This window comes from Rhodanobacter sp. A1T4 (genome assembly GCF_014207185.1).
Taxonomy (GTDB): Bacteria; Pseudomonadota; Gammaproteobacteria; order Xanthomonadales; family Rhodanobacteraceae; genus Rhodanobacter.
In genome coordinates this window covers 78,491-92,558 of sequence record NZ_JACHCP010000008.1, presented here as the reverse complement: position 1 = coordinate 92,558, position 14,068 = coordinate 78,491, and the positions used below count along the sequence as shown (strand labels likewise).

10 protein-coding genes are annotated in these 14,068 nt (G+C 61.0%); all 10 read left to right on the top strand.

From position 1 onward, the window contains the following. Nucleotides 1–150: 150 nt before the first annotated feature. The 10 genes from HDE80_RS16560 to HDE80_RS16515 all read left to right on the top strand — a co-directional run bounded on the left by HDE80_RS16560 (nucleotide 151) and on the right by HDE80_RS16515 (nucleotide 13,702). A complete protein-coding gene (locus HDE80_RS16560; protein ID WP_184672742.1) occupies nucleotides 151–1,092 on the top strand; it encodes a 4-hydroxyproline epimerase in 942 nt (313 codons plus the stop codon). Continuing rightward, nucleotides 1,071–2,186, top strand: a complete 1,116-nt coding sequence (locus HDE80_RS16555; RefSeq protein WP_221437681.1) for an FAD-dependent oxidoreductase — start codon at nucleotides 1,071–1,073, stop codon at nucleotides 2,184–2,186. The genes HDE80_RS16560 and HDE80_RS16555 overlap by 22 nt, the downstream gene beginning before the upstream one ends. Next, a complete protein-coding gene (locus HDE80_RS16550; protein ID WP_184604252.1) occupies nucleotides 2,183–2,431 on the top strand; it encodes a (2Fe-2S)-binding protein in 249 nt (82 codons plus the stop codon). Before HDE80_RS16555 ends, HDE80_RS16550 begins: the two co-directional genes overlap by 4 nt. Continuing rightward, nucleotides 2,424–3,707, top strand: coding sequence for an FAD/NAD(P)-binding oxidoreductase (locus HDE80_RS16545; protein ID WP_184672738.1), 1,284 nt, complete (start codon nucleotides 2,424–2,426; stop codon nucleotides 3,705–3,707). Before HDE80_RS16550 ends, HDE80_RS16545 begins: the two co-directional genes overlap by 8 nt. A 10-nt stretch (nucleotides 3,708–3,717) precedes the next feature. Beyond that, complete coding sequence (locus HDE80_RS16540) at nucleotides 3,718–4,620, top strand: dihydrodipicolinate synthase family protein (protein ID WP_184672736.1); 903 nt, start codon at nucleotides 3,718–3,720, stop codon at nucleotides 4,618–4,620. A gap of 1 nt (nucleotide 4,621) precedes the next feature. Continuing rightward, nucleotides 4,622–6,217: an aldehyde dehydrogenase family protein gene (locus HDE80_RS16535; protein ID WP_184672734.1), complete on the top strand. Its 1,596-nt coding sequence runs from the start codon at nucleotides 4,622–4,624 to the stop codon at nucleotides 6,215–6,217. Continuing rightward, a complete protein-coding gene (locus HDE80_RS16530; RefSeq protein WP_184672732.1) occupies nucleotides 6,214–7,440 on the top strand; it encodes a Xaa-Pro peptidase family protein in 1,227 nt (408 codons plus the stop codon). The genes HDE80_RS16535 and HDE80_RS16530 overlap by 4 nt, the downstream gene beginning before the upstream one ends. A gap of 220 nt (nucleotides 7,441–7,660) precedes the next feature. Beyond that, the gene (locus HDE80_RS16525) at nucleotides 7,661–9,424 is read left to right on the top strand and encodes a DUF885 family protein (protein WP_255483890.1); all 1,764 of its coding nucleotides are present in this window, start codon (nucleotides 7,661–7,663) and stop codon (nucleotides 9,422–9,424) included. Between the two features lie 33 nt (nucleotides 9,425–9,457). Beyond that, nucleotides 9,458–11,029 carry an APC family permease gene (locus HDE80_RS16520; protein ID WP_184672731.1) on the top strand — a complete coding sequence of 524 codons (1,572 nt, stop codon included), beginning with the start codon at nucleotides 9,458–9,460 and terminating at the stop codon, nucleotides 11,027–11,029. A 303-nt stretch (nucleotides 11,030–11,332) separates the two neighbouring features. Then, complete coding sequence (locus HDE80_RS16515) at nucleotides 11,333–13,702, top strand: twin-arginine translocation signal domain-containing protein (protein WP_184672729.1); 2,370 nt, start codon at nucleotides 11,333–11,335, stop codon at nucleotides 13,700–13,702. Nucleotides 13,703–14,068: the final 366 nt, after the last annotated feature.

Sequence of the window (14,068 nt, the reverse complement as noted above, 5' to 3'; positions counted from 1 at the left end):
GCCCCATAATAGATGGTTTTACACGACAAACCGCAAGCTTTTTCGCTTATCACTGACCACGCTGGCGACATCAAGACTATGCTGAATTCCGCACTCAATACCAACAAGGCTTTCTAGACGCCCTATGCTCCCGAAGGCGAGCATGGCGACATGCAAACCATCGAATTCATTGACTCGCACACCGGCGGCGAACCCACTCGTGTAGTGATTGCCGGCTTTCCTGATCTTGGCAACGGCACTTTGGCCGAGCGACGCAGCCTGTTTCGCGAAAACTATGATCTGTGGCGCCAGGCGATCGCTTGCGAACCCCGCGGTTCGGACACCATGGTGGGCGCCTTGTTGCTGCCTCCCCAGGATTCCAGCGCCTGTGCCGGCGTCATCTTTTTCAATAACGTCGGCTACTTGGGCATGTGCGGCCACGGTACGATCGGTCTGATCCAGACACTTCGTCATCTGGAGCGCATCACTCCCGGAAAGCATCTTCTCGAAACACCGGTAGGCATGGTGGGCGTTGAGCTGTATCCGGATGGGCGCGTGGCTGTCGACAATGTCGAAAGCTATCGTCATGCCAAGGACGTCGCACTGGACGTACCCGGTTATGGCATTGTCCGCGGCGACGTCGCCTGGGGCGGTAACTGGTTTTTCATTACCAATGACACGCCGCTGCCATTGACGCTGACCCATCAGCGTGGATTGACCACCTATACCGAAGCGGTTCGCGACGCACTCGAGCAAGCCGGTATCACCGGTGCGCTCGGCGCCGAGATCGACCACATCGAGATCAATGCGGCGTCCACACAGGACGATGCCGATGCAAGCAATTTTGTGCTGTGCCCGGGCATGGCTTACGACCGTTCGCCATGCGGCACCGGCACCAGCGCCAAAGTGGCTTGCCTGGCCGCCGACGGCAAGCTGGAACCGGGGCGCGTCTGGCGTCAAGCCGGCATCCTGGGCAGTGTCTTTGAAGCGCAGTACACACCAGGCTCACAGGGGGTGCTGCCAAGGATTACCGGCAGTGCGCACGTCACCGCACAAGGCCAGCTGCTGCTCGACGAGGCCGATCCGCTGGTCTGGGGCATCGGCGCTACGTGAAAAGTCATGACCTGATCATCGTCGGTGCAGGTATCGTCGGCGCTGCCTGTGCCGACTACGCCAGCGCCGAAGGCCTGCGCGTGGCGATCGTTGAACCGGGTCCGATCGGTGGTGGTGCAACCGCCGCCGCCATGGGCCATCTGGTCGCGATGGACGACGACCCGGCCGAACTGGCACTGGCACATTATTCACTGGGTTTATGGGAAGCCTTCGTCGATCTGCCACAGGCCGAGTACAGCCGCTGCGGTACGTTGTGGATTGCCAGTAATCAGGCTGACTACGCGCGCATTCCGGACAAACTGGCACGCCTGGCCGCTGCGGGTGTGCACGCCGAACAAGTCGACGCCGAGCAACTCTATCGGCTGGAGCCTGCGCTCGCCGCGGGCCTCGCGGGCGGCATGCGGGTGCCGGGCGAAGCGGTGGTGTATCCACCCGGTGTAGCGCAATACCTCATCGGTCAGGCGATGGCACGCGGCGCCCAACTTTACCGCCAGCGCGCTCATCAATTGAACAGCGGCGGCGTGCGTCTGAGCGATAACACACAGCTCAGCGGCAACGTGTTGATAGCCACCGGCTGCGCACTGCCGCAGCTACTGCCGCAGTTGCCGATGCGCAGCCGCAAGGGTCACTTGGTGATCACCGATCGCCATCCTGGTCTCGTGCATCACCAGCTGCTTGAACTGGGTTATGCCGACAGCGCGCACGGCAGCGACGACAGCAGCGTGGCCTTCAATGTGCAACCACGGCCGACCGGGCAGATTCTTATTGGATCATCCCGTGAGTACGGCAGCGAGACCGCGGATATCTCGATGACGATGGTGCGACGCATGCTGGCGCGCACTCTCCAGTTCCTTCCCGGTTTGAGCGAACTTGATGCCATTCGCATCTGGACCGGTTTTCGTCCAGTCAGTGTGGACGGCCTGCCTTACCTGGGAAGAGCTCCGCAACACGCCAACGTATGGGTGGCAGCCGGCCACGAAGGCCTCGGTGTCACCACTTCGCTGGGAAGCGCGCGCATACTGATCGATCAGCTGCTCGGACGCGCCACAGCGATCGACCCACGTCCGTATGACCCGATGCGGGTGGCTGCATGAATGCGCCGCTGATACGTCTCCAGATCAACGGCTGTACGGTCGAGGCACGAGCTGGCACCAGCGTGGCCGCGGCCATCGCTCAACACTCGTTGATTTTTCGCCGATCGACGACGGGACAACCGCGCGCTGCGTTCTGCGGCATGGGCGTGTGCTTCGAATGTCGCGTCGCGATTGATGGCATTGGCCAGCGGCGTGCATGCATGGTGCCGGTACGCGAAGGCATGCAGGTATCGTGCGATGACTGATCGCTATGACGTGCTGGTCGTCGGTGCCGGACCCGCGGGTCTTGCTGCCGCGCATGCTGCTGCCAGTCATGGTGCACGCGTGGGCCTGATCGATGAACAGATGACCGCCGGTGGCCAGGTCTGGCGTCAGGATGTGCAGCATGCTTCGCCTGCGCTGGCTCGGCGAAGCATCGGCAGGACGCTCGATCATCCTGCGATCGATTGGCTGGCGCAGACGCGCGTGGTGACCGTCGAAGATGGCGGTTTGCTGGTGGAAGATCCCCGACGTGCGCGGCGATTGCACTACCAGACTCTCGTTTTGGCGACTGGCGCACGTGAATTGTTGTTGCCGTTTCCCGGCTGGACGCTGCCTGGAATAACCGGTGCCGGTGGATTGCAGGCGCTGGCCAAGCAAGGCTGGCCGCTGGCCGGACGGCGCGTCGTAATCGCCGGCAGCGGCCCGCTTTTGCTGGCGGCCGCGGCGACGGCAAAACGGCATGGCGCCCACGTACTCGGCATCTACGAACAATCCTCCACTGAAAATATCCAGCGCTTTGCACGAAGCCTGTGGCGCTGGCCGGCCAAGGCAGTTCAAGCCATGGGTTTACGAGCCCAGCTTGCCGGTGTGCCCTATCGCTGTGGCAGCGTCGTACGTCGCGCTCACGGCGAAACCGAACTGCATGCTGTCGATGTGGATGGCCCACGCGGAATCGAACATATTGCCTGCGATCAGCTCGCGGTCGGCTACGGCTTGCTGGCGAATGTAGAACTCGCTCAGTCGCTCGGCTGCACCCTGCAACTGCAAGGTGCCCATGCCTATGTCGATACCGATCGATACCAACGCACCAGCGTCGATGGCATTTATGCGGCCGGTGAGTTGTGCGGCATCGGTGGACGCGACACGGCACGCATCGAGGGCGCCATCGCCGGGCATGCGGCAGCTGGCAAGACGGCCGATGCCGATCGCCTGCTTCAGTCACGACAGCACGCCCGCCATTTTGCCGACGCCCTGAACCAGTGCTTTGCACTCGATCCAAGAGTGCATGCCCTGGCACAACCGGACACTCTTGTCTGTCGTTGCGAGGACGTTTCACTCTCTGCTTTGGATGGCTATATGGATGCGCGCAGCGCCAAGCTCGCCACCCGCTGCGGCATGGGCGCCTGCCAAGGCCGTATCTGTGGCAGTGCGCTGGCTGAGCTCGGACGTTTTCCACGCAGCGGACAACGACCGCCGCTTTTCCCTGCCCGGCTGTCTACCTTGGCCGGCACAAATCTTTCTTCCATCAATAAACCTTGAGGATTTACCCATGAGCAATTCCCTCTGGCACGGCGTACTGCCTGCCATCACCACCCCCTTCCACGCTGACGGCACAATCGACCACGCGTTCCTGGCCAGCCATGCCCGACAGCTGATCGACGCAGGCTGTAAAGGCATTGTGCCACTGGGCTCGCTGGGCGAGGCAGCCACGCTGAGCTTTGAAGAGAAGCTGGCTATCCTGAAAACGCTGGTCAAGGTACTCACTGGCCGCGCGCCGGTGATTCCCGGCATCGCTTCGCTGTCCACCGACGAAGCCGTCAAGTTGGCCAAGGAAGCCAAGGCCCTCGGCTGCGGCGGACTGATGGTGCTGCCGCCGTACGTGTACTCCACCGATTGGCGCGAGATGGGTGCGCACGTAAAAGCCGTGATCGGCGCTACCGATCTGCCCTGCATGCTTTACAACAATCCGGTCGCCTACAAGACCGACTTCACGCCGGCGCAAATGGCCGAACTGGCTGCTGAATTTCCGAACCTGCAGGCAGTGAAGGAATCCTCCGGCGACGTCCGCCGCTTTGCCGCGATCCGTTCGCTGCTCGGCGATCGGCTACAGTTGCTGGTCGGTATGGACGACGCCATCGTCGAAGGCGTCAGCATGGGCGCGGTCGGCTGGGTCGCAGGCCTGGTCAATGCGTATCCCTTTGAGTCGGTGAAGCTGTTCGAACTGGCCCAAAGCGGCGGTGCAAAGGCCGCCGAGTCGCTATATGCGTGGTTTTTGCCGCTGCTGCGTCTGGACACGGTGCCGACTTTTGTACAGCTGATCAAACTGGTGCAGGAGAAAACCGGAACCGGCAGCGAAACGGTGCGCGCACCGCGCCTGCCCGTCGCCGGTGCCGAGCGCGAAGCGGCACTCAAGGTGATCGATCACGCCATTGCCACCAAGCCGAGCCTCTGAAATGAGTGCATCGGAAAATGTGCTGGTCGGCGGTTGCTGGCGCGCATCGCTCGATCCGCAGGGCAGTTTCCGGGCCGAAGATCCGACGCGCGCCACGGCCATCGGGCCGAGCTTTCCCGTCAGCGGTGCGGAAGATATCGAATCGACCATCGCATCAGCGCAGGCCGTTGCGGATGAACTGGCCGCGTCGCCCGCTGACCGCATTGCCAATTTTCTCGATGCGTACGCGGCAGCGATCGACGCCGACGCCGACACGCTGGTCGCATTGGCACATGCCGAAACCGCCCTGCCGGTCGAACCACGACTGCGCTCGGTGGAATTGCCGCGCACCAGCGGCCAGCTTCGTCAGGCGGCCAGCGCAGCACATCACTACGGTTGGACAGATCCGGTTATCGATACCCAGGCCGGGCTGCGTGCGCACCGCGCGCCGCTCGGCAAACCCGTGCTGATTTTCGGCCCCAACAATTTTCCGTTCGCCTTCAACGCCATCGCAGGCAGCGATTTCGCATCGGCCATCGCCGCACGCAATCCGGTAATCGCCAAGGCACATCCGTCCCATCCAGCAACAAGTCAGCGGCTGGCCCAGCTGGCGTACCAGGCGCTGATCGATAGCGGTCTGCCTGCAGCAGCCGTGCAAATGCTCTATCACTTCGACAACGCACTCGGATTGACACTGGCCGGCGATGCACGACTGGGCGCGATCGGCTTTACCGGCAGCCGCGCTGGTGGATTGGCGCTGAAAGCTGCGGCTGACAAGGCCGGGATACCGGTCTATGCCGAGCTTTCCAGCATCAATCCGGTGTTCCTGCTACCCGGCGTGCTGGCCGAACGCGGCGAAGCACTGGCGCAGGAATTCTTCGCCTCATGCGTGATGGGCAGCGGCCAGTTCTGCACCAACCCCGGCGTCGTGGTGGTGCCGGCACAGGGCAATGGCGATGCGTTTGTTGCCGCTGCAACGACGCACTTCGCCACCGCCACGCCCAGGCCGTTGTTTTCCCGCGGTGTGCAAGAGTCACTCAGTCGCACGGTTGCTGTGCTGCTGACGGCAGGCGCCGAACTGCTGGCCGGTGGAAACATCGGCGATGGCGATGGTTATCGTCATCAACCGACTCTGCTCAGTGTTGATGCAAACGTATTTATCGCGCACGCCGATGTATTGCAGACCGAGGCTTTTGGGCCGGTCAGCCTGCTCGTACGTGCTGCTGACAGCAGTGTCATGGCGAGCGTCGCCGGCGCTTTTGAAGGTAACCTCACAGGTACGCTCTACCGCGCCGCGAACGGCAGTGATGACCTTGCCTGGTCAGCCATCGCGCCTGTTCTGCGAGGCAAGGTCGGTCGGTTGATTGCCAACAAGATGCCGACCGGCGTAGCGGTCAGTCCCGCGATGAATCACGGTGGTCCGTACCCCAGTACCAGCCACCCGGGCTTTACCTCGGTGGGCATGCCGGCGGCGATTCATCGTTTCACCGCCCTGCACAGCTACGACAACGTCCCCGATACGCTGCTGCCGATCGAACTGCGCGATCGCAACGTGACAAGTGTTCAGCGCCGGGTCGATGGTCGCTGGACCGAGCGCGATATCGGTGACCACGCATGAACGCAGTGCTGCCAGCAGGTCGACAGATTGGCGGCCTCACCCTCGATGAGGCTGAGACTACACTCAGCCCCTGGACACAGCGGGCGGCCCCCATTGGCGCAGAGGAATATCAGCACCGCCTGGAGCAGGCGCGACGACTGATGCGCCTGCGTGGTGATGAGGCGTTGCTGATTACCGCCGGTCATTCACTGCGTTACTTCACTGGCATATCGTGGGGTGCAAGCGAACGCCTGGTTGCCATGCTGCTGACCCTGAAAGGTGATCCGTTTGTACTGTGCCCCGCGTTCGAGGAGGGCTCGCTGCGACACGCGTTGAAGATCCCGGCACAAACACGGCTATGGGAAGAGCACGACGATCCCCAGCAATGTGTGGCAGACCTTCTCGCTGCGCATGGCATTCGCCGTCTGGCGCTGGATCCCGCGGCATCGTTTCTGATTTACGAGCGGTTGCGTGCTGTCGTGGGCAGTTGCGAGGTGGTTGACGGCAGCCCGGTCGTGGATGGCTGTCGTATGCAAAAATCGTCGGCCGAACTGGCCCTGATGAGCCAGGCCACGGCGATGACCTTGCAAGTACATCGACTGACCGCCGGGCTGATGCATGAAGACATCAGCACCGATGAAATCCGGCGATTCATCGACCACGCCCACCGTGCGCTGGGCGCCGATGGCGGCTCGACCTTTTGCATCGTGCAATTCGGTCACGCAACCGCTTATCCGCACGGCATACCCGGCGAGCAGCGGCTGAAAGAAAACGAGCTGGTGTTGATCGACACCGGCTGCAGTGTGGAAGGGTATCAATCGGACATCACGCGCACCTACATCTTCGGCCGACCCAGTGTGGCGCAGGCGCAGATCTGGTCACTGGAACAGGCGGCGCAGCGCGCTGCCTTCGAAGCGGTAAGGCCGGGCGTGGCTTGCGGCGATGTGGACGCCGCCGCACGACGAGTACTCGAGGCAGCGGGTCTGGGTCCGGATTATCGGCTGCCCGGCCTACCTCATCGAACCGGCCATGGCTGCGGGCTCAGCATCCACGAAACACCGTATCTGGTGCGTGGCAACGAGACCGCGCTCGCGCCTGGCATGTGTTGCAGCGACGAGCCGATGATCGTGGTACCCGGGGAGTTCGGCATCCGGCTGGAGGATCACTTTTACGTGACCGAAAACGGGGCGTCCTGGTTTACCGCGCCTTCGCCCGCCATCGACGAACCCTTTGCAGCACCCTGATGACGCAGCTAGCCTTCAGCTATCTTCGGCATCACAACTATGCTCAATTCCGCATAGTGCGGAAACAATGTTTTCTATACGCCGCGCCACCTGGCGGCGAGCATGGAAGCCACACCATATCGCCGAATACCCATGCCATGACCGCCCGGATACCTTGATGCCATTGAAATTGATCTGCTGCGGCCTCGGTCTGCAGCTCCTGTTGGGCAGCAACATGGCCATGGCGGCGATGGTGGAAACATCGGTGCAACCGATCGGCCCGTCGTCCGATGCCGCTCATGCGGGCAGCAAGGCAGACAATGCAGGCAAGCGCTTCCATGACCTCTATACCAGCGAGTGGCAATGGCGTCAGCTGCAATTTGCCGGCGCCGACGACGAGGACGGCCCGGCCCAGGCAGCAAGCCACCTGCCCAAAGTCGATGCCGCCACGCAGGCGATGCGCGAAAACTACTGGGCCACGGTGCTCAAGACGCTCGACGCGATTCCCCGCAGCCAACTGTCCGACGAGGATCAGGTCAATTACGCCGTCTACAAGCAGCAGATCCAGGTGCTGTTGAGCGACCAGCGCTTCAAGACCTGGCAAATGCCTTTCAACAGCGACTCCGGCTTCTGGAGCGATCTGGGTTTTACCGCGCGCGCCACCTATACCAACGCGCAAAGCTACGAGGATTATCTGGGCAAGCTGCGTGACATACCGCGCTATTTCGGCGAGCAGACCGCCAATATGCGACTTGGCCTTGCACGCGGATTCAGCCAGCCGAAAATCATTCTGCAGGGGCGTACCCAGTCGATCAGCGACATCGTCGATGCACCCGGCGAGAAGAATCTTTTCTACACTCCTTTCAAGCAGATGCCGGCGACCATTCCCGCCGCCGAGCAGGCGAAGCTGCGTGCCGAGGCACTGGCAACGATCAACGGTCAGGTGATTCCTGCCTACGTCAAGCTGCTTACTTTCATGCAAAAGGAGTACATCCCGCACGCACGCACCGATATCGCAGCCGAGGATCTACCTGACGGCAAGGCGTTCTATCGGGCGCAAATCCTCGAATACACCACGCTGGACATGAGTCCCGACGCTATTCACGCGCTGGGTCTGCAGCAGATGGCCATCATCCATCAGCAGATGCTCGATACGATCAAGCAGACCGGCTTCAAGGACAGCTTCCCCGACTTCCTGCATTTCCTGCGTACCGATCCGCAGTTCTATGCCAAGACCCCGGACGAACTGCTGAAGGACGCGGCGTGGATTGCCAAGCAGGTGGACGGCAAGGTCGGCGACTATATCGGCCGGCTGCCGCGACGTCGCTTTGCGATCGAACCGGTACCGCCCGATCTGGCACCGATTTACACGGGTGGTCGCGGTGGTCCGGGCATCTATCTGGTCAATACCTACAACCTGCCCTCGCGCCCACTGTATTCGCTGCCCGCCCTGACCCTCCACGAGTCCTCGCCAGGTCATGCCCTGCAGATGCCACTCGCTGCAGAAACGACCGGTCTTCCCGACTTTCGCCGCTACAGCTATATCTCGGCCTATGGCGAAGGCTGGGCGCTTTACTGTGAATACCTCGGTCAGGAGATGGGCATCTATCACACGCCGTACGAACAATTCGGCTATCTCAGCTATCAGGCGTGGCGCGCGGCGCGTCTGGTCGTCGATACCGGCTTGCATCACCTGCACTGGACACGCCAGCAGGCGCAGGATTATCTGCGCGAGAACACCGCACTGGCCGACCACGAGATCGAAACCGAAGTGGACCGCTACATCGCCTGGCCGGCGCAGGCGCTGTCCTATTACCTGGGTGAAATGGCAATACGCGACGACCGCACTCGTGCCGAAAAGGCGCTGGGCCAGAAGTTCGACATTCGCGCGTTTCACGACGCTGTGTTGTCCACAGGCTCGGTGCCGCTACCGGTACTCAATGAACGCATTGACCAGTTCATCGCCAGCGGTGGCAAGTCGCCTTACGCCACGCCATCGCCCTGACCGGCAACACTCACGCATCACTCGGATGACCTAATGCCTCGCCAGGGAAAGTTTCAGAAACAACTCAGCCTGATCGACCTGACCCTTATCGGCCTTGGCGCCATCTTCGGTTCTGGCTGGCTGTTTTCGGCCAGTCATGTTTCCGCCATCGCCGGACCGGCAGGCATCGTCTCCTGGCTGATCGGTGGAGCTGCCGTGCTGCTGCTCGGCCTGGTCTATTGCGAGCTTGGCGCTGCGTTACCTCGTGCCGGAGGCGTGGTGCGTTATCCGGGATATTCGCACGGGGCTTTGCTTGGTTCGTTGATGGGATTCATCACGCTGATCGCGTTTTCCAGCTTGATCGCGATCGAGACTGTGGCTTGTCGCCAGTATGCCGCCGCCTGGTTTCCCTCGCTGAGCAAGAGCGGCACCGGCGATCCAACCCCGTTTGGCTGGATCGTGCAGTTGGTCCTGCTGACAGTGTTCTTTCTGCTCAACTACTTCAGCGTGAAGACGTTCGCCAAGGCGAACAACATCATCAGCATCTTCAAATTCATCGTTCCGCTGCTGGTGATCATTGTGCTGCTGACGCACTTTCAGCCGCACAACATGCAGGTGCACGGCTTTGCACCGTTTGGCTTTGCCGGTGTGGAAGGCGCCGTTTCCGCCGGCGGCATTATCTTCGCCTACCTCGGACTCACGCCGATCATCTCGGTGGCCAGCGAAGTACGTGATCCGCAGCGCACGATTCCCATCGCTCTGATTCTCTCGGTAGTGCTTTCTACCGTCATTTATGTGCTGCTGCAGATCGCTTTTCTCGGCAGCATTCCCGTCGCTATGCTCGCACACGGCTGGAACGCCATCGGCACGGAATTCTCGTTGCCGTATCACGATATCGCTCTGGCGCTGGGCATCGGCTGGCTGGCTGTGCTGGTAGTGTCCGATGCCATGATCTCGCCCAGTGGTACCGGCAATATCTACATGAATGCCACGCCGCGCGTTATCTATGGCTGGGCGCGCAGCGGCTCATTTTTCAAGGTGTTTACGCGGATTGACAGCCAGTCGGGTATACCGCGGCCGGCGCTATGGCTGACCTTTGGACTGTCCATTTTCTGGACGCTGCCGTTCCCCTCATGGGAAGCGCTGATCAGTGTCGTTTCCGCCGCGCTGGTGCTGAGCTATGCGGTCGCGCCAATCACGGTCGCCGCGCTGCGTCGAAGCGCACCCGGACTGCCCCGTCCTTTCCTCGTGCATGGTTTCGCCGTACTGGGTCCGCTGTCATTTATCGTGGCGGCGTTGATTGTCTACTGGTCGGGATGGACTACCGTGTCATGGCTGCTCGGACTGCAGCTCGGCATGTTCGTCATTTATATTCTTTGCAAGCTCGGCGCGCGCGCCGACCGCAAGCTGCTTGCCAGAGAGGTGTATTCGTCGCTGTGGCTGATCGCTTTCTATGCCTTGATCATCGTCGCCTCTTATCTCGGCACGTTTGGTGGAAAAGGCATCATCGGACACCCATGGGACTCCCTGATGGTCACCCTCATTGCCCTGCTCATTTATTACTGGGGTGCCTATACCGGCCTGCCATCTTCCCAGCTGAATCTGGGCAATGAAGACGACGATTAGCAAATCCGCCAGACACCTGCTTTCTGCGTTTGCTGCCGGAGCCACCGACTGGCGATGCCGCGGATCTCAGCATCTGGCCGTCCATGGCAACATGCCATGACCATGGCCTATGCACAAATCCGCATGCCCCGCGAATGAATTCGACAAGATGCAACGCTCATTCGCGTTGCATCATTAATTTAGGGACCGCGCATTTTCATACCTCCAACCTCCCCTCTTGGAGACGCGAACTCTCCTATGCGCGGGCCCCTTTTTTTGAAGAACGTAATGATTCCGCATCATTCGGTGGAGTATTGAGAACCCATGGATCGTCGACGCTTTCTCCAGGGCCTCGCTGCGACCGGTGCAGCGGTCGGACTTTGCGTTTCCGGGCGCGACCAGATCGCCGACGCATCGCCGCTGCCGGCAGCCGCTGGCAAACCCGTGCCGTCACCGATACGTATCCCTTTGGCCAGTATCTCAACGAGCGGCCACCATGCATTGGGCTCATTCAAGCAGGCCAATCTTGACTGGCAGGTATTCGAGAACCTCAGTCATCCCGATGGCGAGCTGACGCTGGTCTGTGGTGATGTGGCCTGCGTCCTGGGCAAGCGCACGGAACCGTCCTTTGCCGCCGACGGCGTGCCCTACTTCGGCATGAAGCTGGCTGACATTGCGGTGGCCGAAGCCGACTTGCTGGCCGATTACCTGCTGGCGCACGGCGAGCCCGACGAGACGCAGGTACGCCTGGCTGCACCACCGGTCGCCTCGCTGCTCAACCCCGAGAACTATTACGGGCGCCTGCCCTGGACGACCTTCATTGGCACGCGACAATGCGCGGACACGATGCCGGTGTATACCTCCGGGAGTACCCGCACTTATCACTCCGACCAGATATTCGCCGAACTGCACGATCCAAAACGCGTCGCCCGCCGCCGCGAAGGCCTGCTGGGTGGTTGGATGCCGGCCGTGCATAAAGTGGTGCCGATCGACGAGGGGCGCTGGTACGACGTATTGGTGTTTGCCGATGTCGATGCTACTGATCGATTCGTGATGCAGACCTGGCATCGCACTGCATTGGTCGAACACGGTGCGATCAGCAAAGTCTCCTATGGCCACAGCTATCCCAGCTATCCACCACGGCGACTGCCACCGGAACCGGCAACGTTCTATGCGGCCCTGCTGCGTTTTCACGATTACTGGCAGGCCGAACTGAGCGGAACCAGCGTCGCTTCCATACCCACGCCAGGCTGGAACGATATGGCGCATTACGCATTTGCCCGCGAACTGGTGGTGCGCCCCGACGGCACGTATCCGAAATACGGTGCGGTGGATCGCGACTACTACGGCAACGAATACGACGGCTTCCAGGACACCTTCACCAGCTCGCTCTACGCCAACCTCGAATGGGGTCGCTTCGAACAGGCTGCCGCCGTACTGGACGAATATTTCAGCGATTTCGTGCAGGCTGACGGCATGATCAACATGCGCGGCGCTGAAACCGCGCAATTTGGCCTGACGCTGTCGCTGCTGGCGCGCTATTTCAACTACACCGGTGATCGTGCACTGATTCTGAAGCACAGGGCGAAGATCGAAGCCACTGCGCAGATTCTGCTGGAGCTTCACGACGAGAGTCTGAAGCTTGCCAGCAATGATCCCGGCTACGGCCTGATCCACGGCTGGAACGAATCCGATGCCTGCCTGTTTCCGGATCCCACGCTTTGGTGGAAACCGTACTACGCCAACAGTGCCATGGCTGCGCGTGGACTGCACGATCTGGCAAACGTGTGGCCGACCTTTGTTGCTGGCGAGACGAAGGACGCGCACGAATGGAAGCGGCGCGCCGACAGCTTGCGCGAACAGACCGTACGTACGCTGCGCGCCAATATTCGCCATGATCTGAAGCCGCCCTATGTTGGGCCGCTACCCGGGGTAAAACTGACCTTCCGCGAATCGCTGGCCAAGGAGAATCCCAGTGAACAGCAATGGCCGCACCGGGCCTACGCCGAGTTGCTGCAAGCCGACGTGCTACCCGATGATCTCGCTCATCTGGTGATCGACTGCATGCGCGGCCACGGCGCCACCAGTATCGGTGTCGTCGCAAATATTGGCCCAGTCGACAAGGACAGTCGCGATATCCTGGGTTTCATTTCCTACGGCTACGCGCAGCAGCTGCTGCGGCTTGGGCGTATCGACGAATACCTGCTTTTCCTCTACGCCCATCGCCATCATGCGCATACGCCGGGAAGCTGGACCGCCGGTGAAGTCTCCGACATCAGCGGCGGCATGCCGCTGTTCTGCATACCTGCGCAGATGACCATTCCGTTGTTGCTGCGCTGGACCATGGTGTTCGACGACAGCGCTGGAGAAACACTCTATCTGGGCCGAGCGATTCCCCGCACGTGGATGGCCAGTGGCAAATCTGTCGGCATTGAACGCGCGCCAACGCGCTGGGGCAAAGTCAGCTTCCGGTTACAGAGCACGGGTAGCAATGTCATCGAAGGCGAATTGACCCTGCCTGATGGCAGCAGCCCCAAAGACACGTGGCTGAGCTTGCGCGTGCCCGCTGGCAAACGTCTGATCGAAGTGCATCTGGATGGCGTTGCCTCAGATGCCGCCGAACACCGAGATGCCGCCATTCGCATACGCGGCAAGCCCGGTCAGCGCATCGAGGTGCGCGCCCGCTTCGTCTGACACATCACCTCTCCATGCCTGGTCGCCATGCCTGATGCGGCACCAGTGTGCGGCTCCCATTGTGCGATTTCAGAAAACCGCACAGCGTGTCTCCCAGCAAGATCGTCGCCAAGCCTATCGGGTTGGCGATAACTCGTTTCGATGACCACAACATACAGACGCCACGATCATCGCAGACGGCCATATCCCGCACGATTTCTGCCAGCAAGAAATACGTATCTCCAGCGTATCGTTACAGCCGCTCGCGAAAACTATGCGGAATTCCGCATTCAACTCCCCCAAATGACACAAGACGCGACGCCTGTGTGACGGCACGATGAAATTGACTATCGAGGGTAGTCAATGAACGCGCTACATCTTGACCAG